Here is a 22,469-nt window from a genome sequence, read left to right as displayed (position 1 = left end):
CCGGTCCGGTGGGTGATTGCACCGGCGCAGCGGCGCTTCTGGGCAGCGTGCCGAAGGCGGGTCGGCTTTTGGCCGACAGAGGCCATGACGCCGATTGGCTCAGAGAAGCGTTGGAAGACAAGGGGATAAAGGTGTGTATCCCCGTACGGAAGTCCCGCAGAAGACCGTCAAATATGACTAGCGGCGCCACAAATGGCGCAACCGCAATGAGATCACGTTCGGCCGCCTCAAGGATTGGCAACGTGTCGCAATCCGCGAAAGCACATCCGGAAGTACCCCGAGGAGAAGCGCGAGCGCTTCCTCAGCGCGGCGGAACTGCGCCGGATCGGCGAGGTGCTGCGCGAGATGGAGGCGGAGGGGATCGAACTGCCCTCGGCCATTCTCGCCGCCCGCCTGCTCATCCTGACCGGCTGTCGGCTGAACGAGATCATGACGCTGCAATGGGCGCACGTCGATCTGGCCGAGCGTGTTCTGCGCCTGCCGGACTCCAAGTCGGGCGCCAAGGTCGTCCATCTCGGACAGCCGGCCGTCGAGCTGCTCCGCAACGCCCAGCGCATCGAAGGCAACCCGTGGGTCATCTTCGGCAAGCCAGCTTCTGCAAGCGACCTGAAGAAGTTGATCAGGCTTGGCTATACGCTCCGGTCTGGCCCGTGGTGAACAATCACTACGCCCAATGGGGCATCAAGGCGCGCTCCTTTTCCGAACTCGTCGAGCAAATGGGAGTATTGCGCTTTGGGCATCGGCCGCGCGTTGGTGACACCTTTTCCGGCGGCGGATCCATTCCATTCGAGGCTGCACGGATGGGCTGCGACGCCTATGCCGCCGACCTCAACCCCATAGCCTGCATGCTGACCTGGGGCGCGATGAACATCATCGGCGCTCCCAAGAAGCGTCGCGCGATGTTCGAAGACGCCCAGAAAGCGGTGACCGAGAAGGTCGACAGAGAGCTCATCAAACTCGGCGTCGAGCATGACGATAACCGTTGGTGACAACCAGTTCGCGGGCACGGGCCAGAAGGCGCGGACCGCCGGAGGCCACCAGCGCGTTGATGTTCTCGAGCGGTGGATTCCAGCCCTTGAGCCGTCGCCGCGCCATGGCTCCTTCGAGCCGAGCGCGAACGGCTGCAGGGCTGCCGCTCGCCCGCCCGGGGATGGACCCGCCGCGGAACCTGTCGAACAGCCCCATGCTCAGAGCCCCTTTTCCGTGATGGCGCGCACTTGCCGCACGATCCGTCGCCCTTCGGCCGTCGCAATCTCGCGATCCAGCGCCTCGAGGGCCCGGTCGATCTCAGCAACCGAACGGTAATCGACCGTCTTTCCGTCATAGCTGACCCGAGCCACGCCCGAGGCACGCTGTGCGGCCAACGCCTCGCGACGGGCGCGGAGGTCCGTGATTGTCGCCATGACAGCCCACCTCTATCCTGCTCGTGACCCGTCCTGACCAGGCCCGCCATGACCGACCGGATTGCCCGCCTTCGCATCGAACTGCTGCATCTCGAGCCTTGCATCTGGCGTGAGCTCGAGGTCAGCCTGACCACCAACCTCCGCGCTCTGCACGAAATCATCCAGGCGGTGATGCCGTGGGAGAACTATCACCTCTATGATTTCCGGATCGGCGACAGGGTCTATGGCGAACCCGATCCAGAGGACGCGGTGTGGGGCCGCAAGATCTATCAGGCCAAGGGCATGCGCCTCGGCACGCTGATCGATCGCGGCGTCACCGAGTTCCTCTACACCTACGATTTCGGGGACGACTGGCAGCACCGCGTCCTTGTCGAACACGTCGGCGCGGCCGATCCCGGCACAGATTATCCGCTGTTCGTCGCGGGCGAGCGCACCGCGCCGCCCGAGGACGTGGGTGGTCCACCCGGCTTCATGGAGTTCGTCGAGGCCATCGCAAACCGCCGCCATCCGCAGCACAAGGACATGCTCCGCTGGTATGGCGGCCCCTTCAACCCGGTGGACTTTGGCGAAGCCGAGATCGCGGCGCGCGTGCGCGATCTTGCCACCCGGCGCAAGATTTCCCTCGAGGCCTTCGCCCGCAGCCGCGCGCTGCGACAGCAGTAGCTCCGAAGGTCAGCCCATATAGGTCGAGCGCACCGTCCGGCGCCGAGGCCCCTGTGTAGTCCTTGGACTACGCGCGAGCGTTGGTCCGCTCTCGGCCCGAATTGCGTCCCGGTCGGGGTCTGGCGTCAGCCCCGCGCCCCAGGTGCGCAAGATTTCTCCTGCGCCCTCGAACTCCGTCAGGCCATCATCGTCACCGGAAATCAGGCCGGACCTCGGCAAGTTCGTCGAGGTGGGCGCGTACATGTTTTTCCAAGGCCTTCTGCATCGCGGCCGGTTCCACGCCCAGTTCCGCCGCCATCAGCGCCGCCGCGCGTGCAGGCCAGTTCACCCATGCGTCCCGAACTTCCCGCGCCAGGCGGAACACCAGCGCCAGGGCACGCGCCCGCTCGATCAACTCCCCCTTCAGCTTCTGGAGCCGGATGCGCCGTTCTTGCGCTTTCAGCACCTCGTTCGCGGTCTTGGCCTGCAGAAAGGTCGTGCCGCCGCCCACCGCCGGGACCGCCAATCCCTGTTCGCGGAGCGTGTCGCCGACAGCGGCCACTGCCGCCTCGGGGACAGGCTTCAGCTTCGGCGCGGGCGGTTTACTCGTCTTCGACGGATCGGTCGTCTCGGCGCGTCGTGCGTCGCTCGCGGCCGCGTTGATGCTGCCATCGGGATAGAGGACCAGTCGTTCGGCCGTCTTCGCCTTCTGGATCGCGCCCCGCGACAGGCCGACGTGCGCGGCGTATTGGCGCTCGCTCATGCCCTGCATTGGCGGCTCCGATTATCATTCAAAATCATGCTCTTATTTCGTTGATAAGCATCGCGGACAGAGCGAAAATCCTTTCAGCAGGACGATGCAACTCACTTGGGAGCCACCAAAATGACCCGCCGCGCACAGGACAACACCAAAGCCCTCGACGCCTTCCTCGCCGCCAAGTTCGAGATCCACGCGATGCTGGAACGCCTCGCCACCCTCAGCGCCGACCACTTCGAGACCAGCCCCGACGAAATCCATTGGGGGCACGTCGGCACCCTGAACCACTACCGCGCAAAGCTGCGCGAGATCACCGACAGCGCCTTCAGGGAAGGCGAACACGCCGAGTGACCATCCGCAACGCCAGAACTCTCGCCGCGCGCCCAGCGCGGCTTGGGGTCGTAGGAGGGCAGCGGCAGTCGCGGCCCCGAGAACGGAGACGACCCCATGACCCAGATCCAGCTGACCGATACCCAAGCCGTCATCCTTTCGGCGGCCTGCGCGCGTGACGATGGCGCGGTCTTTCCCGTCACCGCCAAGCTGAAGGGCGGCGCCGTCGGCAATGTCTGCAAGAGCCTCCTGAAGCTCGGGCTGATCGAGGAAATCGCCGCCACCGACCTCAACACTGTCTGGCGGCACGACGAGGAGCGCGGCCCGATCACCCTGCGCGCGACGCCGCTGGCACAGACCACGCTCGGGATCACGGAGGCCGAAACGACCACGAAGGCAGCCGAAACCGTCACCGCACCGGTCCAGCGCCGGAGAGGCACCAAGCAGGAAGCCCTGATCGAGATGCTGCGGGCACTGGGCGGCGCCACCATCGAGGAGATCGCCACCGCGCTCCAGTGGGCGGCCCACACGGTCCGAGGCGCCATGGCGGGCCCCCTGAAGAAGAAGCTCGGGCTCGAGGTGATCTCAGAGAAGGTCGAAGGACGCGGTCGGGTCTACACCCTGACGTAGGTACCGCAACCCTCGACGCGCATCGAAAAAGGCGCTATATTCGCACCTAATTGGATGCGCGTCGGGAGGCCAGTCATGAACATCACCAAGGACATCAGCCCGCTGACCGAGTTCAAGCGGGATTCGGCGCGTCTGATCGCGCAGATCAAGGAGACCGGTCGGCCGCAGATCCTGACAGTGAACGGCAAGCCTTCCGTCGTCGTGATGGATGCCGCCGCGTGGCAGGAGATGCAGGACCAACTCGACTATGCCGAAACCGTCGCGGGGATCCGCAAAGGCCTGACGCAGGCCCACGCGGGTGAAGGCACCGACGTGGGCACGTTCTTCGACGGCCTTGCCCAGACGAAATGACTTCCCCTCTCCCGGTGATCATTACACCGAACGCGGCGGATGATCTGACAGCGTCATGGACTTACCTGCGCGATCGCAACCCGACGGCGGCGGACGATTGGCTGGAGGGCATCCGCGATACGATCCTTGCCCTCGGCGCGATGCCGGAAGCTCATCCGATTGCCCCAGAGTCGCGTGAATTTGATCTACCGATCCGTCGCGCGCTGTTTGGAAAGGCGACGCGCTGGCGTATCTACTACGCCGTCATCGACGGCGCGGTGCGGGTTCTGCATGTCCGCCACGGCCGCCGGAGCGATTGGCGACCCTGATCCCTTCAAACAGCCGTCGCAGTAGGTAGGACCGGGCGATACTCACCACGGTGAACACCGCGCCCATCTTCAGGTTCTGCGCCAGCGTCGTGTGCAGCCCGAGGACTGGGAGGATCAGGATCTGCGTGACCACGGCGACGCCGTAGCCCACGACTACATTGGCGACGGACTCGACCAGCGACATGGCGCGCGACTGCTTCATGTTGCCACCTCATCCATCGGCCAGTAGTTCAGCAGCGAGAGTTCGCAGCGCATGCGCCGCAACCAAGGGGACCACGCCGTTGCCACAGAGGCGAAGCCGGTCCACCCGGTGGGCCAGCCCATCAGCGCCTCGACGAACAGCGGGTTCAAGGTCCGGCGCGCATCGGAGGTACCGCTCCCAGCCATCGGCGTCGCCAGGACCTGGCGGCCAAGCAGGCCGTTCACCGGTGTGTTCGCCAGTGTCGTCGCCCCATCCTTGTGATCGCGTGCCGTCGGCGTCATCCACATCCCGGCCGCATGGGTCAGGTCTGCTGTCCGGCGGTTGCCCGCGCTCGGCTTGCAGCCGTCGTTCGCCATTGGCGTCGGCCAGAGCGCTGCCGTCGTCGCCAGGTTCATCCCGTGTTGCCCCGCTTCCTGCGATGGCGTCGGCTTCGTCTGCCGGTTCTCGTTCACACTGGCCCTCGGCGTCGGCCAGAGGCGCAGCAGTTCCGTCCGGTTCCCGCCACTCGAGCGGGTGCCAGAGCAGGCGCGCGGGGTCGGCCAACTCGTCGCCCTCGCGGATGGCGAGGATGAAGAGCCGCTCGCGCTTGTGGGGCGCGCCGACTTCCGCCGCCGTGAAGAGGCCTGCCGCAAGGCGGTAGCCCATGCCGACCAGTCCGCTGGCGACTTCGGGGAAGCCGAGGCGGAGATGATGGGCGACGTTCTCAAGGAAGACGAAGGGCGGTTCGACCTCGCCGATGATGCGGGCGACATGCGGCCAGAGGTGGCGCGGGTCGTCTGCACCCCGGCGCTTGCCCGCGACGGAGAACGGCTGGCACGGATAGCCCGCAGTGACGATGTCCACCGCGCCGCGCCAAGGGCGGCCGTCGAAGGTTCCAAGGTCGTCCCAGACAACAGCCTGATCCAGGGACGCGTCTTCCATCCGCGCCACGAGAGTGGCTGCGGCGAAGGTTTCCCGTTCGACATGGCCCACAGCACGATAGCCGGGGATGGCGATGGCGAGCCCAAGGTCGAGACCGCCCGCGCCGGAACAGAGGGAGAGGCCGAAGAGGCATGCGTCTCCGGCCTCGGAAGCGCGTCCGGAGGAAGATAAAGCCAGGTCATGCATGTCACGCGGCGGTCTTGCGCTTGCGCGCGGGTTCGGGGGCGACGTCAGTGTCCGTCATATCGGCTGGGGCCCCGGCGTCGTCGCCCAGCCGCTCGGTCCTCACCTCAGCGAAGGTCCGACCATCGACATCGAGGATCGCGTCCTTGCCGGTCTCGGCCTGCCAGCGTTCCACGGCGACATCGACATAGGCCGGGCTGATTTCCATCGCGAAGACGCGGCGGCCATTGGCTTCGCCGGCCATGATCTGCGACCCGGACCCCGAGAAGGGCTCGTAGCACAGCCCGCCCCGCGCCACATGCTGGCGCATCGGGATGCCGAAGGCGTCGAGCGGTTTCGGCGTCGGGTGGTCGGGCCGCTCGTCCTTGGCAAAGCTCGGCATCTCCCAGGTCGAGGGCAGCGTCTGCTCCGCGACCTTCGGCGGGCGGTTCGGGCGGCGCCAGCCCATGAAACAGGGTTCGTGCTTCCACAGGTAATGCGACCGGGTCAGGACGCCGCGGTCCTTCACCCAGATAATCTGCTGATGGACGAAGGCGCCCGCCTTTTCCCAGCAGGCTTCCAGCATCGCCTGGCGGCGCGAGGCGTGCCAGCAATACCAAGCGGCATCCTCAGCAATGGCCTCGGCCACGGCGGCGGCAATGAAGCCGTCGTAAAGCTCGGCCCCCTGCGAACTGTCGTCCCAGGTCGTGCCATAGGAGGCCGACCAGTCCTTGTTCCGTGTCGGGTGGTTCGAACCGTCATAGTCAACGAGGTAAGGCGGGTCGGTCGCAAACAGGATCGCCCGTTCGCCATTCATCAGGCACCGCACGTCGGCCGCGCTGGTGCTGTCACCGCAGAGCAGCCGGTGGTCGCCGAGGATCCAGAGATCGCCGGTGCGAGAGGCCGGGTTGCGCGGCGGTTCAGGGATGGTCACCGGCGGCACGGAGCCCCCGGCGCCACCTTCTTCCCTGTCCCCCCCCGGCACGAAGGCCAGCAGCTTGTCCAACTCGCCGTCGGTAAACCCGACGAGCGACAGGTCGAAATCCTCAGCCAGCAGGTCGTTCAATTCCGCCGACAGCAGCGCCTCGTCCCAGGAGCCCAACTCCGTCAGTTTGTTGTCGGCGATCCGGTAAGCCCGGCGCTGCGACTCGGTCAGATGCCCCAGCACGATCACCGGCGCTTCGATCAGCCCCAGCTGAGTCGCCGCCAGCACCCGGCCATGCCCCGCGATCAGCTCGCCGTCCTCGCCGAGGAGGCAGGGCACGGTCCAGCCGAACTCGGCCATGCTGGCGGCGATCTTCGCGACCTGGTCCGCGCCATGTGCCTTGGCGTTCCGAGCGTAGGGCTGGAGCTTCGCCAGCGGCCACATCTCGATCCGATCCGGGGCAAAGCTCAGCGTCATCGTCGGGTCAGTCCTCGGATCAGGGTGGATACCCCTGGCTTCCGGACTTCGGGGTCCAGACTGGACTCCACGCAGGGTCCAGCGGCCACCAGGGGTGTCCAGCATCAAGGGTTTGAATTTGCAGTGTTTCAGGCGGGTTCAGGCGGCGGCGGCTTCCGGGTGGCTTCCCAAAAATCCGGCCCAGTCGCTAGCGATATGCCGCGCTTCGCCCGCCAGCATACGAATATCGCCCAGAAGGAACCGCCAACTCTCCGGGGCTGGACCCCGACCGGACTCTCGCTGGATACCGGAAGCCGGCTGCCTCCTGCCCCGCGCGCTCCTCTCCCGAGCATATCAACTTTCTAGCCCGGGAGAGGGCTTTCTGTCCCTTCGAAAACTGTCCGCCGGACAATTTTCTATCTGGCGCGCGGGGTTACGCGCCACTGGCCAGTTCGATCACGCGCTGCTTCGACAGGTTGCGGTTGAACCGCCGCTTATTGAGGGTGAGGGCGATCACGGCGAGGCCGAATTGCCAGTGCTGATGCGCGGCGGATCGGTGCAGCCCCGTGGACCAGCAGATCTCCTTCCACCGCTCGCCGTGGGCTTTCATCCAGACGATGCGACCGTCCACGGGCTCGAGGCAGGCGGTCCACGTCAGGGTTTCCTCCATGCGGCTGATCGCCTGCGGCGAGGGAAGCACGCGCATCGGTTTGGGTTCCTGCCCGACCTTGTCGCCAAAGCTGTGCAGGACCGCAGGCCAGGTGCTGAAGTAACCCTGCCTGCGCGGCTCGGGTAGACGCTTCAGGACGAAGGCGGCTTCGGCCAGTCGTTCCTCGACCAGCGCGGGGGTCCAGACAGTCATCGCTGCACCTCCCGCCCGGTCGCAGCTGGGCCGTAAAGCTTTTCGCCCAACTGTCGCACCAGTTCCCGCTCGGGCCAGGTCAGGCGGTGATCGTCGAGGGCGACGGCCAACACGCGCTGTTCGTGCCAGCCATCACGCTTGACCTCATCGGGATTCCGGCGACGGCCGCCATAGCCCTTCGGGGCAAAACGCATGCCCTTCATTGCAGGCCCCCCTTGGTCTCGAGCGCCCAGAACAGGATCGCGATGGCATCTGCCTCGTTGTCATCGGCCGGGCTGAACCCCCGCGCCCGGGCTGCGGCGATCATTGCCGCCTTGTCGGCGTTGCCCTTGCCGGTGGCGTGGCGTTTGATGGTGCCGACTGGGACGCCCTCGTAAGGCACGCCCCGCAGTTCCGACCATGCGGTCAGCGTGGCCATCAGCCCGCCATAGACATGGGCGGCATCGGTGGCCGCGTGGCGACGGACCTCTTCGAACCAGATGGATGCGATGGGCCCGGACAGACGATCCAGCTCTGCGAGCCAGTTGGTGAACCGCAGATAGCGCATGCCGCCGCCGTCGAAGCGGCCAGGACGGAAGGACACGGTGCCGCTAGTGATCAGCCCATCAAGACCGTGCAGCGCCCATCCCGTCGTAGTGCCGAGATCGAGGGCCAGCAGGGTGCGGCCAGACCGGACGGAAATCGGCAGATCGGGGATGGCCACATGGGGTTGGGTGGCGAAGGTCAGGTCAGCCATGGGTGGTCTCCTCTTCTGGTTGGCTGCACGTTGGAAGGTGACATCGGGTGAATGCTGCGGAAGATGCGGACTGCTGTTGTCGGATCGGGTGATCGGACCCGCGACAGGCCACGCGCGCGAAACCCCTGGGGGTGGGCGAGGGAGAACCCGCCTGCGGCGTTCTCCCCCACCCCCGTAGGGGGTGGTTTCACCCCCTAAACTTGGAACACCGATCAAGACACTGACAGGAAACGGGAATTCCAGTTTCGGGAGGTGGGTTTCGGTCGATCCTGCCGAAACTGGTTGCAGCGTAGCCGTTGCGGCATCCGCGCAATCCTGCATGGGCAGTTTCGGAAGCGGGCCGAAACTGGTCACAACTGGACCCTGCGTGGTCCTGCGTGAGAATGGCGGGGCAGTCTCGGCAGCGGGGCCAATCTGGTTCAAACTGGCTTCTGCGCAATTCCGCGCGAAGCGATCTGGGGGCGCGATCATGGCCGATCCCCCTCGGGATAGACCCAGACATGCGGATTTTCGACCTCAAGAAGCGCGCCGGTCTGGGGCGATTTGTAATGGGTCGGGAGCACCGCAACGCGGACGGGCATGACTTCGCCGGTCTCCGGATCGACCTCCTCGCCGCCCGTGGGCATGACCATTCCCTCGACGCAGAGGTAGCCGAAGCGCGAGCGTGAGGGCCCAAGGCCATAGGGCGCCGCGTTGCGGACGAACTTGACGGCGCCCTTGGTGGCCTGCACCGCGATCCGGTCCCGGATGGCATCCTTGCCGCCCAGACCGCCCTTGTTTTCGAAGATCTCGGCGAACTGGTTGACGGTACAGAGACGCCCCTCGGCCGCCTCCTCGAGCAGGATGGAGAGGATCACCTCCTGCTTGCGCACGCGCTCGGCGTCGTATTTCGCGCCAACCTCGGCGCGGACCAGGCGCTCGTTCATCGGGTTGATCTCGACCCACTGGCCGCCAACCTTGTCGATCAGCTTCGAGGGCAGCGCGGGGCCATTCCTGAGCTCGATCTCGAGCTTGCGCTCTGGTGCGTCCTCATCCGGCCGGTGCAGGATCAGGCCGGAGGTGTAGAAGCCCCGGAGCGCGCTGGCCCCCGACAGGGCGAGGAACGGATCATCCTTCAGCTGCTGCTTCGACAGCTTTCGCGTGTGATGAACCAGGATCACCCCGCAGGCCGGGTTGATGTAATCCCGCAGCACCTCGACCCGGTCCTTGAGGAAGAACATCATGGCGGTGTTGTCGTTTTCGCCGCCACCATCCGGGCCGCCATCGAAGAGGTTGCGGATCGGGTCGATGCAGATGATGTCCGGGCCCGCATCCGGAAACGCCGCCTGGATGGCGCGCGCCACCCGCATGCTGCCTTCCGAGTCGAGCAGCATCTTAAGCTTGGGCGTAGCCACGAAGGTGTCGCGCGCGGCGGCCAGAACCCTGGCGGGCAGCGCGATCTGGCCCAACCGCTCGCGCAGGTAGTGGTACTGGATCTCGGCCTGCAGGTAGAACACGCGCAGCGGACGTGGCGGGGCAAAGCCGAGGAAGGGCTGACCGGCGGCCATGTGCACGAGCCAGCTGATCGTCAGATCACTCTTGCCGACCTTCGGCGCTCCGCCCAGCACCAGCAGGCCACCCGGCGTCAGCACGCGCGGCGCGATGATGTCCTCGGGCATCGGGCTGGTATCATCCAGCAGCGCGCCAAGCGTGAAGGTGGGCATTTCACTGGGTGCGGGGGCTGCGCTATCGAGACGAACCAGCGGCGGACCTTTCTTCTGCACATGCAGATCCCAGAGCCGCTCGGATTCGCGCTGAAGGCGCTCGATCGGCCAGGAGGGCCGCAACATGGCAGCGTTGTAGCCGCAGATCGCCTGCCAGCCCTCGTCCTTCGACATGCGGCCTTCGTGGACCAGGCGGATGAAATGGCCGATCGCGGCCGATGCCCCCTCAAAACGGGACCAGTCGTCCTGCCCACCCTCGCGCACCGGGGTCATCAAGACATCATCGAGGCGGGGCTTGTCAGGGGAAAAGCTGCCGCTGGCGACCATCCCGGCCCCCGGCAAGGTCGGCATTTCGGCGACGCGCTCTGCGAACTCGTCGAGATCGACCTCGACGGAATGGTGCTCGCGGATTTGCACCAGGCGCTGGTTGCCATGCTTGTGATAGACGGTGCCTGCCACCCTGATCGGCTGGTGCGCGGACCGAAAATGCGTGTCGCCGCCGACCTTCAGGGCAATCTCGCCCCGCAGACGGCAAAGACTGGCCAGCGCCGCCCCCTCGGCGGGTTCGGTCATCTTCCACCAGACATGCAGCTTGGCTGCACCTTCGGACGTCCGCCCGCCGCTCTCGATGATCAGGGTGGGTCGGCCCAGATGACGCAACAGATGGGCAAGCTTGGCAGGGATGTCGCCCGCGTCGAGATCGACGACCAGTGCCTGCATTTGCAGGACTTCGGCGGCTTTGGCCTGTCCTGCCCCGGCGACCGTGCCGGGGATCACGTAGACGGCGGCCCCTTCGCGCCAGGCCCAGTTGGCGAAAGTCACAAGCTTGCCCGCTGCTGTGGCGTCGGCGTCCATCCAGACGTTGTGCGGCCGGCCCTCCTTGCCCTGCCCCATGTCGACAAAGCCTCGGACTGGGATCTGGCCTTCGCACCAGCCGAACACCACATCGAGGAACGTCGCGATCTGGACCGGGTCAGGCTCCACGCCAAACGGGTCTTCGGCCGCCGGGGCGTCGTTGAAATCCTGCCAGGGGCTGAAGTGGATGATCTTGTCGTCACTCATCCGGGTAGCCCCCAGCAACGCGTGGCCCATGGGCAGAAGCGGCATTCGAAGAAGTCACGATTGGTGGCGATGCGGGGAAGCAGCTCGCCCGCATCGGTCGCCTGCAGGATCCGGACGCCCCGGTCCGACATGCGCTGCGCGAGCCCTGCGTCGAAGGGCACAAGCTCGTGGTGCAGTTCGGCGGTGTCCTTGTTGATCGCCGTGAACAGCGCCGGATTGGCCGAGATGCCGGGGACGGTCCCTTCCATGTAGGCCTGGTAGAGTGCCATCTGCGCGGCATAGACCGGCTTCGCGACGGCGACCCCGTCCTTGACGCAGGCCCGCCAGTTCTTGGCGTTCATGGTCTTGCATTCCCAGAGCGCTGGAACGCCGATGCCTAGCGGCGCAGGTGCCGCGGCGATGATCCCGTCGACATGCCCCCGGATGCGCCCGCCCGCGACGGAAAAGCCGAACTGCTCGCCATCGGGGCGATTGCCCCTGCGGGTGTAGAGGTCGAACCCGGCCGCGCGCAGCCAGCGGATGGCCAGATCCTCGAGCTGGTGGCCGATCTCGAAGATCCGCAGCGTCTGACCGCCGAAATCCGCACCGTCGTCCTTGGGCGCGCCCGCGAATTCGAACTGCAAGGCCCGTTCGCAGGCATGGCCCAGCCGGGATGCGCCGAGATAGGTTCGGGGTGGCGTGGCCTCGCGCTCGGCGATGAGCGCAGCGTCGACAGCAGCGTTGACGCGTTCGGCAATGCCGGGGCGGTGATTGTAGTCCAGCATCAGAACGGCACCTCCGCCGTGGCGGCGATGCGCGACATCTCGGCGCCATAGCCCTCCAGCACTTCCTCGATCAGGGCGGTAACCTCAGCCGCCGTGAGATCGCGAAGCCGCTTGTCCCAGCCGATCTGCTCCATCGTCTGGCCTAAACGCTTCATCACCAACGCGATGGCCGCGCGCTCTTCCTCGGTCATTCCCTGCATGGTCAGTCCTTTGCGATGGCGGGCCGCGAACCATCCCTGGCAGGGCATCGAGCAGAACCAGCGATGCCTGCGAGGGCGTGGTTTGGCGGGGTTGAAGAAGCCGAAGCCTTGCGCGGGACGCAGGCAGACGGCGCAAGGTTGCAGGCGCGGGTGCCAGTGGCGGGCCAGTTCGCGAGGGGGTGCACTATGCGCAGCATGATTCACGCCGCCCTCCCGATACCCGGGCTGGCACGGCCGACGAGCTGGCGGATTTCGCGCTTGTTGAAGCCGAAGGTCATCAGCGCCGAGGCGCGATAGCGGGTCAGGCCATAGTCCTGTCGGAACTCAGGCGGCAGGTATTGCAGCTGCTTTTCGGTCGCGGCCTGCTTTAGCCAGCCCTTCGATTTGAAGGCACTCTCGTCGGTCTCGTATTCATTCAGCCAGTCATCGGCCTGCGCGAGGCAGACCGTCCGCTCCCCAACACCCAGCAGCCGGGGTGCACGCCCCTTCGCGCCGCCCACCGCGTGCCAGCGTCCATCGAGAAAGAAGATCCCGCCCCAGGCATTGAAGCCGTTGGCCATCAGCGCGGCGTCATCGCCGAAGAGATCGACCCATGCGAAGCTCGACCGCCTCAGAAGGTCGATCTCGGACATGATGAAACCCGAGAGCGGAATGGCATCCTGGCCTTCGCCTTGCTCCTCCGGGTCGCGCGCGAAAACCTCGCCGCAGAGCGGGCATTCCATGGCAGCCAGCGGGATTTCAGCGCTACAGCCGGGGCAGGTCTTGGTCGGGGCGTCACCAGTCTCGGTCTTGCCGTCCAGATCGACATCCTGTTCCAGCGTGCCGTGGATCAGGCTCGATGTCCCGAAATCCAGCACGATGCAGTCAGTCTTGATGACGCTGGGGTGTTCCTCGGGATCCACCGTGCGCAGGCCCCGTCCGACCATCTGGATCATGGTGGACTTGTAGGAACTCGGCCGCAGCAGCACGACGCAGGAGGTGGGCGGATGGTCCCAGCCCTCGGTCAGCACGGCCACGTTGACGATGACGCGGATTTCGCCTGAGGCATAGGCGGCGAGGATCCGGCGACGCGTGCTGGCATCGAGATCGCCATGGATGACGGCCGCCGAAACACCTGCGCCTTTGAAGGCCGCCGCGACGTTTTCGGCATGGGCGACGGTGGAGCAGAAGACCACGGTCGGCCGCTCGCTCGCCTTTTCCTGCCAGTGCCGGACCACCTCGTCCGTCACCGGCGCGCGGTTCATGATCTGCGCGACCTCGGTCATGTCGTAATCCGCGGTGCTCTTGCGCACCGCGCGCAGTTGGTCCTGCACGCCGACGTCGATGACGTAGGTGCGGGGTGGGACGAGGTGGCCCGAGGCGATCAGCTCGCCCAGCCGCACCTGGTCGCCGACATTGTCGAAGATCTCGCGCAGACCCTTGCGGTCACCCCGGTTCGGCGTGGCGGTGACGCCGAAGATCCGGCAGGCGGGGTTGGCACCCCGGACATGATCGATGATCCGGCGGTAGCTGTCAGCCACCGCGTGATGCGCCTCGTCGATGACCAGCAGGTCGAGCGCGGGCATCGCGGCCAGATTGGTGGGTCGCGAGAGGGTCGGCACCATGGCGAAGGTCGCACGTCCGGCCCAGTTCTTGGCCTCGGCATCGACGACGGACGTGGGGATGCCAGGCGCGACCCGGCCGAACTTCGCCCGGTTCTGCGCGGTCAACTCGTCGCGATGGGCCAGGATGCAGGCCTTGGCATCACCGCCCTCGAGGGACTTCGCGACAACCGCCGACAGGGCGATGGTCTTGCCGAAGCCCGTCGAGGCGATGCTGAGGGTGTTGCCGTGATCGCAGAGCGCAGCGAGGCTGCGCTCTGCGAAGAGGCTTTGACGGGGGCGAAGGCGCATGGATCAGGCCCTCACTGTGCCCAGGAGGGACGACCGGGCACCGGCGACGCAGGTTGCTGCTGGACCGGCTGCTGCGCCGCGGGTTGTGCGGGCGGGTGATAGCCCGGTTGCGCCGCCAGCCCCATGTGCTGGGCATAGTCACGATGGTCCGGCGTCACCGCGCTGCGGATTTCGTTCTTGTCATCGCCAGTGGCATCGGTGCCGACATCGATCCGGGCGAGGAACTCGATCCCATCCAGATCCCCGAGCCCGTTGATCCGCCGCGCCGCCTGCGCCTGCGGAGACTGGTCCTTGTCGGAAATCCCGCGCGCCGAGTTCAGCATGCCGCGGATCATGCTGCGACCCATGTTCGCCCAGTCCGGTCCCTTCGGGCTGTAGAGACCGATCAGGGTGAAGATCTTGCGCCGGGCATACTGGCCTTCGGTCACCGTAAACTCGCCGTTCAGGTACACGGCGCCGGTCGAGCCGCGGGTGGCATAGCCCCCGGTCCAGCCCTGCGATGCGTCGTCGAAGCCGCCAGGGCGGATCGTCAGCCGCACCTTGGCCAGCGTGCCCTTGGGGATGAGGTTGGTGTTGGACTGCGCGTCGTTGAAGTCGTTCCAGGAACCCATGGGGTGTCTCCTCTGCGGATCAGGATTGCGGAAGGGGGTGATCGGCCGCGCCATCAGCGAGCGGCGTGAAGGTCAGGCGGCGGGGCGCGGGCGTGCCGGGGGCGCGGATCTTCTCCATCAGGCGGCCAAGATGCGGCTCTTCCACCGGGCCAAGGCGACCGGAACGGTCCTTGGCAGGGAAGCCCCAGGGGTTGATGGTGTGGCAAACGAAGGCGCGGTAGGGATCACCGCCGTCGGCCTTCAACTCGGCCATGGTGATCACTTCGTCGACGATCCCCGGCAGTTCGAGGCCGGTCTTCGAGCCGTCGATCTGCGGCTGGAAAATGCGACGGTTGAAGTCGTCGAACTTCTCGTCGAGGATCCCCACGAACCAGACGTTGCGGCCCCGGGTGTGCTGGAGGTGGGTCAGCCAGGCGATCATCTCGCGCCCGTGCAACCCGTAGGCCCCGCGCACGTCAGGCTTGCCGGTTTTCTCCGACACCGCCTCGGGCTGGCCCTTGCACCATTGGAAGCAGAGCCGCCCCGCCACGGTGATCGAGTCTACGAAGATGGTGTCGTAGCGGTCGAGCGCGGCCGGATCGCCGAACTTCTGGCAGACGGCGGCATGATGCGCGGGGCTGTAGGGCTGTTCGTCGCGCAGGGCCGGATTGGGCCCGCCGATGAACACCGCGAAATCCCGGCACTCCGCCCATGTGCGCGGCCGGATGCTGTCACCCGGCCAGCCCTCGATGGCCAGATCGCCCGCCTCGAGGTCGATGAACAACGTGCGAGCCGGGTCGAGCGTCCAGAGGAGGCTGGTCTTGCCGATGCCGGACTTTCCGAAGATGCAGCCCTTGATGCCGCGCGGCTCGGCCAACCGCTGATCGGCGGTGATGATCGGCAGGCTCACGCGCGATCCTCCTGGGGCAGCAGGTCGATCTTCAGCGTGCCGGTCTTGACGGTGCGGGCGGGCTCGAAGCCCTGGCGGATCGCCTCGGGCCAGGCGACATAGGCACGTTCGGGCACCTTGAAGCTGATCTCGACATATTCGGCCGGATCCTCACCTGCGGCGCGGATGCGCTCGACCATCGCCGCGAGCTTAGCCTGGTCCCATTCGACGCGCTTCGGCAGGTCGGCGACCACCGTGAAATCGCCATCGGCGATGCGGACGGTGCCGGTGTCCTTGCCGCAGGCGCGGCGTGCCTCGGCGGCGCGGGCGGCATAGCGGACCTCGAGCGCAGTGGAAAAGCGCGCAGTGACGGCCTTCATCTGCTTCGCCGCGGCGTCGATCTCGCGCTGCAGGGCAGCGAGAAGCTCGACAGGCAGCTGGGCGATCTCGCCAGCAGGCAGGTTGATCAGCTGATCGATGCTGGGGGTGTTCTGCGGGAACGTCATGGGGGTCTCCGTGATAGGGGAATGGGGTCAGGCGGCCTCGAAGAGGCGCACCGAAAGGGAGGGACCGGCCTGGCGCGGCTTGGTCCGGGCGATGGCGATGTAGGCGAACTGGTCGGGGCCGATCCGGGCCTGCACGAGGTGGACAAGGCCCTGCTCGGCGGCGCGCAACGCGGCCGAAGCCACGAGGCGAAGGGTGCGCTGCTGTTTAGGGGGCAGTTTCGAGATCACGGAGGTCGCATCGACTGCGAGAAAGCCGCGGTGGTAGACGAGCGTCTCCCCGGGTGCGGCCTGCGCGATCCAGGCCGAAAGCGCGACCTCGTCGAGGGCCGGTCCTCCCGCGCCGAAGATCGACACGACGCCGGTGGCGCGGATGGTGGAATGCCGGGCCATCATGCCGCGCCCCGATCTGCGGTGCTGCGCCGCTGGCGGGCCTGTTCATAGGCCAGCACATCCTCAAGCCGGTAGACCACGCGGCCGCCGATCTTCAGGAAGGCTGGGCCCTCGCCGGTCCAGCGCCAGCGTTCAAGTGTGCGCGCCGAAATGCTCCAGCGCGCGGCAAGTTCGGTCTGGTTCAGGCAGGTTCTGGTCTGCATCGTCCTCTCCCGGTGTGTCGTTGGGAGGAAGATGCACGGTGCGATGCGGGGATGTCGTCGGGATCAGAGTGGGATACGGCGGGGGATCAGCCGGACCGTTTCAATCATGGGGTGAAACGTATGACGGTGGGATCGCCATCCCCCTCCATCCCCCGGTGCATCCCACAGCGGGGAGCAAACAGGGACGCGCGGAGGGTCCGACTCAGAGGCCAGCGAGGCGATAGGCCCCACGGCCGTTCGACTCGATGAGCAGCGGCCAGTCCTTCTTGGACTTGAAGACATCCGCCATCTTGAGGCTGCGCGACCCAGCCTGGGAGAGCACCGCCTTGCCGCTCTGCCACGGATCGCCCCGCTTGGCCGCAGCATGCAGGATCCGCACGACCTGCGCCTGGATCGGCCCCAGCCGGAACTCGCAGCCATTGCAACGGACGCTCTGGTAATCAGCGGAGGCGTGGAAGGCGCCCGCTGGCTTCATGCCCGACGCACCGCCGAAGCCTGTCGCCGCCTCGAAACGGTCGCGTTCTTCGCGCCTTAGCATCAAATCCGGCTTGCGGATCGTCAGGCTCTCGCGCGAGCCATAGAAACAGGCGTAGTCCGCCTTTGCGGTCCGGAAGCGGGTGATGCTGACCTCACCCTTGCGAAAAAGCTGGAAGACGTCCTGGACGTGCAGGTCCAGCAGCCCGTTGAACAAGGACCGCTCGGTGGGGATCGAGTAGCAGCGGCCATCGTCAGTCTCCTCGTAGTCGCCAAACTCGATGGGCAGGTTGAGGATGCGGACCGACAGCCGCAGTTGGTCATTCTCGGCCAGATAGACCAGATCGACCTCGGGCATCGACCAGCGGGCGAGGACTTCCGGCAGGGTGAAATACGCCTTCTCGATCTCCATCCGGGCCCCCGATTCCAATGCAATCTGTTTGGCTTTTGTTCTAGCCGCTTGACGATCCCAATTCAATCCTGTCATATCCCACTCTATCCACAGCCCCTTGGGGAAAAGATGACCGAACATCACACCCTGGCCGACCGTCTGCGGGCCCGCTCCGACCAGCTCGGCCTGGCACCGGCCCACGTCGCGGAGATGGCCGGGGTCAACCGCTCCTTCGTCTATGACATTCTGCGCGGGCGTTCCTCGCGCCCGAGCATCGACCGGCTGGCCGATGTCGCTCGCGTGCTGAAGGTGGACCGCGAGTGGCTGATCCACGGCATCGGCGAGATCGAGGGCCCCTCCCCCTTCACCGAGACCCCCGAAGATACCTTCGTGGCGATCGCGCATGCCACGCCCCGCCCCGCCATGGGCGGCGGCGCGGTGGTGACCGAGGATGGCGACACGCCCGGCCGTGCCTACCACTTCCGCAAGTCGTGGATCCGCCACAAGCTGAAGGCCAGTCCGTCACAACTCCGGATCATGCATGTCGAAGGCGACAGCATGGTGCCCACCCTGCACGACGGGGATGCAGTGCTGGTCGACATGACGCGGCAGTTCCCCAGTCCGCCCGGCATCTTCGTTCTCGACGACGGCATGGGCCTCGTGGCCAAGCGCCTTGAGCACATCCCCAACAGCGACCCGCCCGCCGTACGGGTGATCTCGGACAACCCGCTTTACCCAGCCTACGAGCGCACGGCCGACGAGATCCGCATCATCGGCCGCATCCGCTGGTTCGCGCGGGAGATCTGAAGATGGGTGGTACCGTTCCCACCCGACGCCAGAAACGAAAAAGCGCCCGCGAGATCTCTCTCCGGGCGCACCTCTGCGATGATTGAAGCTTGCGTCAAGGGGGGCAGGTTTGTCAACGCATTTCCTCTATCCGTTACCGAGGCTTAGGCGAACTTGGGATCAGTCCACGACAGCTGCAGCAACATGCCTTGGGGTCCAAGAACGAGCATCTTCCAGGGCGCAAAGATCGGAAGGGCAGCAACGATCACGATGCCTGAGGGCAACGCGACGTAAAAACTCAGCCGCCGAGCCCGGTTTCGCTGGCGCTTCGGCCCTCGAGATTGCTAAACAATAACGAAAGGCGCGGATTTTAGGTCGCAACGAGAAGGTCGTAAAGGCTCAAAAATGGCTTCGGCACAGCAACTTATTGGGCTCATAAAGAGCCACGCAGAGGGGGACGAAGAGCGCTTCTTCGATCTCGCGATGCAGCTTGCCGCAGCGGAAGAACAGCGCGGCCACAGTCGGCTAGCGGAACAGCTGCGGCAATGGGCTGAAGCATCAAAGTCACCGAAGACCGCTGCGACTGCGAAGTTGACACCGCTGGCAGCGCCGCGCGGCGATCTCGCGGGTATCTTGGGGGCGCGGTACCCGACAACAACGCTCAACGACCTGATCCTGCCGGATCACCTCTCCGACGAACTGCGCCAAATCGTTGTTGAAACCCGTAAGCGTAATCTTCTCGAAGAGAAGGGGCTCCATCCACGCCGACGGCTCCTCTTTTCCGGCCCTCCAGGCACGGGAAAAACCCTGAGCGCTGAGGCATTGGCAGGCGAACTCAAGTTCCCCTTATTCACGGTCCTGCTTCATGGGCTTATCACCAAGTTCATGGGCGAGACCGCGCAGAAGTTGCGCCTGATTTTCGATGCGATCCGGACAACTCGCGGCGTTTACCTGTTCGACGAAATCGACGCGCTGGCGGCATCTCGCGGAAACGAAAATGACGTTGGCGAAGCCAGGCGAATTCTGAATTCATTCCTCCAGTTTCTTGATGAAGATACCGGCCCTTCTATCGTTGTCGCGACCACGAACATCCCTGAGATCCTCGACAGGGCAATTCTTCGGCGCTTCGAACTTGTGCTGCCATACGAGCTGCCTTCGAGAGAGGCCGTTCAAAAGGCTTTGCGGCGGCGCTTGATCGGTTTCAGCGTCACAGATGTGGACTGGGATGCCGTGTCGAGGGTTGCGGAAGGTCTTTCAACCGCAGATGTTGTTGCTGCGGGAGAAGATGCCGGGCGACGCGCTGTCTTGTCCTCATCAGATAGGATTTTGACGGATACGCTTATCGCATCAATGGAGCGCCGGCGTTCGTTGCAAGGACTTGGAACTTCGCTGAATGGAACGAAATCGCCCCCATCTGATCCTAAACGTCCCCGGACAAGCAGTCGCGTTTCGGGCAAAGGTCAGCGGTCAGACAAAGCATCCTAGTGACGTTCCTAATCGCCGTGCGCATGCACTGGCACTTTTGAGAGCGATCGATGAAATCGGGGATCCCGCAGGTCAGGGACGGCCTGGGGTCTATCTCGAGATTGAGGCGAGACCGAACGAACCATTTGTGACCAAGAGTCTCGATTCAAGCGGTTTGCATCTCCTCAGGGTCGACACTGCCGCCGAGAACGGTGACGCTCCAGCCCGTGCTACTGTTTTTGCATCACCAGCTGGCGTGGCCAATCTACGGAGGAAGGTCGAAGCCTTTCAGGACGAGGACACGCAGACCGGCCGACCGAAGAATGCCGACCTTGTTCAGAGCATAAGGGCCATCGTCGAGGCAGGACTGCGTGCTCTCTGGCGAAGTCCTGCAGCGAAGTTTCCTGCAGACGATGGGGCAACGCATCCCTGGGAAATCTGGCTTGACCGCAGCGGGGCTGACCATTTCATTGCGCACGCGCGCGGACTCGGAATCCAGTTTGAAGGAGGGGAAGGGCAGGCCGGAGGTGGGCGCCTTGAATTTCCGGAAGACGTAGTAGTAGTCGGCCACGCAACCCACGCTCAGATAGCCAGTGCGGTCCGCAGCCTTGGAATTGTGAAGGCTCTTGCCGCCCCGACCGTCCTCTCGGACTATTTTGACGGGATGCCCCCAGATGAGCAGGCTGAGTGGGCGCAGGCCATGGAACGTCTCTTGCAGCCGCCTGCTGCAGCGGATCCACGTTACATTACGCTACTCGATAGCGGTGTGGGGCTGAATCACCCTTTGGTTCGACCCTACCTTGACCCAGTAGATCGCCATGCTGCGGAACCCGGATGGGGGCTGGATGACACTCACGGGCACGGCACGCAGTTGGCAGGTCTTGCGCTCTATGGAGACTTACTGCCGCTGATCCAAAGCAATCTGCCGGTGCATGTCCGCCATCGGCTTGAGTCAGCCAAGATCATCCCCGATGCTGGCCAGAATCCCTATCATCTTCTGGGAGACGTAGTTCTCAAGGCCATCAACGCGGTCGAGGCAAATGCCGAGCGAGGCCGAACTTTTTCGATGGCCAGCACGACCGACCAGGACACGCCACACGACGGCGCGCCCACATCCTGGTCCAGCGAGATTGATCAACTTGCAGCCGGTGTGTCGGGAAATCAGCGTCGGAAGCGACTATTTGTGATTTCAGCGGGCAACATCAGGGATCAAAGTCGCTTCCAAGGAGCCGATTACCTTTCCGTTTGTGACGATCTTGACCATGAGATTGAATCCCCTGCTCAAGCTTGGAACTCAATCTGCGTCGGCGCGTTTACTGAAAAGGTGAGGCTTCCAGCGGGTTCGACCGGGTATCCGGTCGCGCCCATGGGTGATCTCTCGCCGTCATCGAGGACTGCTAGCTGGTCGCGGCACTGGCCCATCAAGCCGGACGTGGTCATGGAAGGTGGTAACTGGATCCAGGACGGTCCGCCGCACCCGATGAACCACGCGGCGCTCTCGCTACTCACTACGGATCACCGCTATCCTCGACGTTCACTTACGACTAGTGCCGATACGAGTGCGGCTTCAGCGCTGGCGGCCAAAGCTGTTACGGAGCTTTGGGAAGAATACCCACACCTCTGGCCGGAAACGATCAGGGCCATCTTTGTCTCGTCCGCTCGTTGGACGCCGCAGATGAGGGCGCATCTTCCGCCAAATCCGTCAAAGGGCGACTTTGCAAGGCTGTTTCGGCGTTATGGCTACGGGGTTCCTGACCCAATTCGCGCACGGCGCAGCGCGGCCAATGCGTTGTCTCTCATCGTCCAGGACACGATCATCCCATACCGGCCGAGCACCACTGCCGGGGCTGACCCCGTCCACAACCAGATGATGTTCTTTGAGCTTCCTTGGCCTCGCGAAGCCCTCAGGGCCCTCGGTGCCGCTGAGGTAACGCTGCGAGTTACACTGAGTACGTTCATTGAGCCAAATCCCTCGGAAGCGGCACGCGGATCGAAGTTCCGCTACGCGTCCCACAATCTTCGTTTCAAGCTTAATCGCGCCAATGAGAACCAGGCGCAGTTCAAGGCTCGGATAAACAAGCTGGCGGATGATACGGAAGCGGAAGCTGTAGGCGACAATGATGGATGGGTATATGGACGCAACCGACGGGATGTAGGGAGTTTGCACATCGACGAGTTGCGGTGCGCTGCCTCGGATCTCGCCCGGAGAAACATGCTTGCGGTCCACCCAGTGGCAGGGTGGTGGAAGTCTAAGTCGACTGAGAACGTCGGCCAAAAGACCGCGCGGTTCGCTCTAGTCGTTGAACTGGATACCGGAGATGTCGAAACGGACCTTTATACGGAGATCCAAGCAGCAATTGCAGCGATGAACGCCGCGCAGGTGCAGGTGGTTGTTTGAGTGGAGATCTTTTCTGTGGCACCCGCGATGCGCTTGATTACGAAGGACTTCTTTCCCTCTTGCTTCCACAGT

Annotated in this window: 28 protein-coding genes and 2 pseudogenes; 11 read left to right on the top strand and 19 right to left on the bottom strand. The window is 64.8% G+C overall.

What is annotated here, in order from left to right; all coding sequences use genetic code 11:
* From AC2SGK_RS16285 to AC2SGK_RS16275, 3 genes and pseudogenes are all read left to right on the top strand, one after another.
* A pseudogene (locus AC2SGK_RS16285) lies at positions 1 to 256 on the top strand (transposase); the annotation flags it as partial.
* Positions 235 to 657, top strand: a complete 423-nt coding sequence (locus tag AC2SGK_RS16280) for a tyrosine-type recombinase/integrase (RefSeq protein WP_488324517.1) — start codon at positions 235 to 237, stop codon at positions 655 to 657. The pseudogene AC2SGK_RS16285 and the gene AC2SGK_RS16280, both read left to right, overlap by 22 nt.
* A complete protein-coding gene (locus tag AC2SGK_RS16275; protein ID WP_488324516.1) occupies positions 651 to 989 on the top strand; it encodes a hypothetical protein in 339 nt (112 codons plus the stop codon). The genes AC2SGK_RS16280 and AC2SGK_RS16275 overlap by 7 nt, the downstream gene beginning before the upstream one ends.
* A gap of 198 nt (positions 990 to 1,187) precedes the next feature.
* On the opposite strand, the gene AC2SGK_RS16270 is transcribed toward AC2SGK_RS16275, so the two are convergent.
* Positions 1,188 to 1,403 carry a phage head-tail joining protein gene (locus AC2SGK_RS16270; RefSeq protein ID WP_488324515.1) on the bottom strand — a complete coding sequence of 72 codons (216 nt, stop codon included), beginning with the start codon at positions 1,401 to 1,403 and terminating at the stop codon, positions 1,188 to 1,190.
* 48 nt (positions 1,404 to 1,451) lie between these two features.
* On the opposite strand from AC2SGK_RS16270, the gene AC2SGK_RS16265 reads away from it, so the two are divergent.
* The gene (locus AC2SGK_RS16265; protein WP_488324514.1) at positions 1,452 to 2,066 is read left to right on the top strand and encodes a plasmid pRiA4b ORF-3 family protein; all 615 of its coding nucleotides are present in this window, start codon (positions 1,452 to 1,454) and stop codon (positions 2,064 to 2,066) included.
* A gap of 190 nt (positions 2,067 to 2,256) precedes the next feature.
* Here AC2SGK_RS16265 and AC2SGK_RS16260 read toward each other — a convergent pair whose 3' ends face one another.
* Positions 2,257 to 2,817 (bottom strand): hypothetical protein, encoded by a 561-nt coding sequence (locus tag AC2SGK_RS16260; RefSeq protein ID WP_488324513.1) that lies wholly within the window; start codon positions 2,815 to 2,817, stop codon positions 2,257 to 2,259.
* Between the two features lie 111 nt (positions 2,818 to 2,928).
* On the opposite strand from AC2SGK_RS16260, the gene AC2SGK_RS16255 reads away from it, so the two are divergent.
* The 4 genes from AC2SGK_RS16255 to AC2SGK_RS16240 all read left to right on the top strand — a co-directional run bounded on the left by AC2SGK_RS16255 (position 2,929) and on the right by AC2SGK_RS16240 (position 4,421).
* Positions 2,929 to 3,153, top strand: a complete 225-nt coding sequence (locus tag AC2SGK_RS16255) for a hypothetical protein (RefSeq protein ID WP_488324518.1) — start codon at positions 2,929 to 2,931, stop codon at positions 3,151 to 3,153.
* A 96-nt stretch (positions 3,154 to 3,249) separates the two neighbouring features.
* The gene (locus tag AC2SGK_RS16250) at positions 3,250 to 3,762 is read left to right on the top strand and encodes a DUF3489 domain-containing protein (protein WP_488324512.1); all 513 of its coding nucleotides are present in this window, start codon (positions 3,250 to 3,252) and stop codon (positions 3,760 to 3,762) included.
* Positions 3,763 to 3,837: 75 nt separating this feature from the next.
* On the top strand, positions 3,838 to 4,113 hold the full coding sequence (locus tag AC2SGK_RS16245) for a type II toxin-antitoxin system Phd/YefM family antitoxin (RefSeq protein ID WP_488324511.1): 276 nt from the start codon (positions 3,838 to 3,840) through the stop codon (positions 4,111 to 4,113).
* On the top strand, positions 4,110 to 4,421 hold the full coding sequence (locus AC2SGK_RS16240; RefSeq protein WP_488324510.1) for a type II toxin-antitoxin system RelE/ParE family toxin: 312 nt from the start codon (positions 4,110 to 4,112) through the stop codon (positions 4,419 to 4,421). Before AC2SGK_RS16245 ends, AC2SGK_RS16240 begins: the two co-directional genes overlap by 4 nt.
* On the opposite strand, the gene AC2SGK_RS16235 is transcribed toward AC2SGK_RS16240, so the two are convergent.
* The 17 genes and pseudogenes from AC2SGK_RS16235 to AC2SGK_RS16155 all read right to left on the bottom strand — a co-directional run bounded on the left by AC2SGK_RS16235 (position 4,357) and on the right by AC2SGK_RS16155 (position 17,770).
* Complete coding sequence (locus tag AC2SGK_RS16235) at positions 4,357 to 4,623, bottom strand: DUF7220 family protein (RefSeq protein WP_488324509.1); 267 nt, start codon at positions 4,621 to 4,623, stop codon at positions 4,357 to 4,359. The genes AC2SGK_RS16240 and AC2SGK_RS16235 overlap by 65 nt on opposite strands.
* Positions 4,620 to 5,075 carry a hypothetical protein gene (locus AC2SGK_RS16230; protein ID WP_488324519.1) on the bottom strand — a complete coding sequence of 152 codons (456 nt, stop codon included), beginning with the start codon at positions 5,073 to 5,075 and terminating at the stop codon, positions 4,620 to 4,622. The genes AC2SGK_RS16235 and AC2SGK_RS16230 overlap by 4 nt, the downstream gene beginning before the upstream one ends.
* A 148-nt stretch (positions 5,076 to 5,223) precedes the next feature.
* Positions 5,224 to 5,730 (bottom strand): annotated as a pseudogene (locus AC2SGK_RS16225) (DNA cytosine methyltransferase); the annotation flags it as partial.
* A 1-nt stretch (position 5,731) separates the two neighbouring features.
* Complete coding sequence (locus AC2SGK_RS16220) at positions 5,732 to 7,108, bottom strand: site-specific DNA-methyltransferase (protein ID WP_488324508.1); 1,377 nt, start codon at positions 7,106 to 7,108, stop codon at positions 5,732 to 5,734.
* Positions 7,109 to 7,520: 412 nt separating this feature from the next.
* Positions 7,521 to 7,949 (bottom strand): DUF6362 family protein, encoded by a 429-nt coding sequence (locus tag AC2SGK_RS16215; protein ID WP_488324507.1) that lies wholly within the window; start codon positions 7,947 to 7,949, stop codon positions 7,521 to 7,523.
* Positions 7,946 to 8,152 carry a hypothetical protein gene (locus tag AC2SGK_RS16210; protein ID WP_488324506.1) on the bottom strand — a complete coding sequence of 69 codons (207 nt, stop codon included), beginning with the start codon at positions 8,150 to 8,152 and terminating at the stop codon, positions 7,946 to 7,948. The genes AC2SGK_RS16215 and AC2SGK_RS16210 overlap by 4 nt, the downstream gene beginning before the upstream one ends.
* Positions 8,149 to 8,685: a hypothetical protein gene (locus AC2SGK_RS16205; protein ID WP_488324505.1), complete on the bottom strand. Its 537-nt coding sequence runs from the start codon at positions 8,683 to 8,685 to the stop codon at positions 8,149 to 8,151. The genes AC2SGK_RS16210 and AC2SGK_RS16205 overlap by 4 nt, the downstream gene beginning before the upstream one ends.
* A gap of 467 nt (positions 8,686 to 9,152) precedes the next feature.
* Positions 9,153 to 11,450: an AAA family ATPase gene (locus tag AC2SGK_RS16200; protein WP_488324504.1), complete on the bottom strand. Its 2,298-nt coding sequence runs from the start codon at positions 11,448 to 11,450 to the stop codon at positions 9,153 to 9,155.
* Positions 11,447 to 12,214: a PD-(D/E)XK nuclease family protein gene (locus tag AC2SGK_RS16195; protein ID WP_488324503.1), complete on the bottom strand. Its 768-nt coding sequence runs from the start codon at positions 12,212 to 12,214 to the stop codon at positions 11,447 to 11,449. Before AC2SGK_RS16195 ends, AC2SGK_RS16200 begins: the two co-directional genes overlap by 4 nt.
* Positions 12,214 to 12,414 (bottom strand): DUF6511 domain-containing protein, encoded by a 201-nt coding sequence (locus AC2SGK_RS16190; RefSeq protein ID WP_488324502.1) that lies wholly within the window; start codon positions 12,412 to 12,414, stop codon positions 12,214 to 12,216. Before AC2SGK_RS16190 ends, AC2SGK_RS16195 begins: the two co-directional genes overlap by 1 nt.
* Before the next feature lie 200 nt (positions 12,415 to 12,614).
* Positions 12,615 to 14,306 carry a DEAD/DEAH box helicase gene (locus tag AC2SGK_RS16185; protein ID WP_488324501.1) on the bottom strand — a complete coding sequence of 564 codons (1,692 nt, stop codon included), beginning with the start codon at positions 14,304 to 14,306 and terminating at the stop codon, positions 12,615 to 12,617.
* Between the two features lie 11 nt (positions 14,307 to 14,317).
* Positions 14,318 to 14,971: a hypothetical protein gene (locus AC2SGK_RS16180; protein WP_488324500.1), complete on the bottom strand. Its 654-nt coding sequence runs from the start codon at positions 14,969 to 14,971 to the stop codon at positions 14,318 to 14,320.
* Positions 14,937 to 15,806 carry an ATP-binding protein gene (locus AC2SGK_RS16175; RefSeq protein ID WP_488324499.1) on the bottom strand — a complete coding sequence of 290 codons (870 nt, stop codon included), beginning with the start codon at positions 15,804 to 15,806 and terminating at the stop codon, positions 14,937 to 14,939. The genes AC2SGK_RS16180 and AC2SGK_RS16175 overlap by 35 nt, the downstream gene beginning before the upstream one ends.
* Positions 15,803 to 16,291: a hypothetical protein gene (locus AC2SGK_RS16170; protein ID WP_488324498.1), complete on the bottom strand. Its 489-nt coding sequence runs from the start codon at positions 16,289 to 16,291 to the stop codon at positions 15,803 to 15,805. The genes AC2SGK_RS16175 and AC2SGK_RS16170 overlap by 4 nt, the downstream gene beginning before the upstream one ends.
* A gap of 27 nt (positions 16,292 to 16,318) precedes the next feature.
* Positions 16,319 to 16,681: a hypothetical protein gene (locus tag AC2SGK_RS16165; RefSeq protein WP_488324497.1), complete on the bottom strand. Its 363-nt coding sequence runs from the start codon at positions 16,679 to 16,681 to the stop codon at positions 16,319 to 16,321.
* The gene (locus AC2SGK_RS16160) at positions 16,681 to 16,884 is read right to left on the bottom strand and encodes a helix-turn-helix transcriptional regulator (protein WP_071166986.1); all 204 of its coding nucleotides are present in this window, start codon (positions 16,882 to 16,884) and stop codon (positions 16,681 to 16,683) included. Before AC2SGK_RS16160 ends, AC2SGK_RS16165 begins: the two co-directional genes overlap by 1 nt.
* Before the next feature lie 202 nt (positions 16,885 to 17,086).
* Complete coding sequence (locus AC2SGK_RS16155; protein ID WP_488324496.1) at positions 17,087 to 17,770, bottom strand: hypothetical protein; 684 nt, start codon at positions 17,768 to 17,770, stop codon at positions 17,087 to 17,089.
* 108 nt (positions 17,771 to 17,878) lie between these two features.
* Between AC2SGK_RS16155 and AC2SGK_RS16150 the strand changes: the two genes are divergently transcribed.
* The 3 genes from AC2SGK_RS16150 (at position 17,879) to AC2SGK_RS16140 (ending at position 22,397) form a co-directional block, all read left to right on the top strand.
* A complete protein-coding gene (locus AC2SGK_RS16150; RefSeq protein ID WP_488324495.1) occupies positions 17,879 to 18,556 on the top strand; it encodes a LexA family transcriptional regulator in 678 nt (225 codons plus the stop codon).
* A 384-nt stretch (positions 18,557 to 18,940) separates the two neighbouring features.
* Positions 18,941 to 20,020, top strand: a complete 1,080-nt coding sequence (locus tag AC2SGK_RS16145) for an AAA family ATPase (protein ID WP_488324494.1) — start codon at positions 18,941 to 18,943, stop codon at positions 20,018 to 20,020.
* Between the two features lie 127 nt (positions 20,021 to 20,147).
* The gene (locus AC2SGK_RS16140) at positions 20,148 to 22,397 is read left to right on the top strand and encodes a S8 family peptidase (RefSeq protein WP_488324493.1); all 2,250 of its coding nucleotides are present in this window, start codon (positions 20,148 to 20,150) and stop codon (positions 22,395 to 22,397) included.
* Positions 22,398 to 22,469: the final 72 nt, after the last annotated feature.

The organism is Paracoccus sp. NIOT.M2S5SZ12, from assembly GCF_057748165.1.
This window is presented reverse-complemented; position numbering and strand designations above follow the sequence as displayed.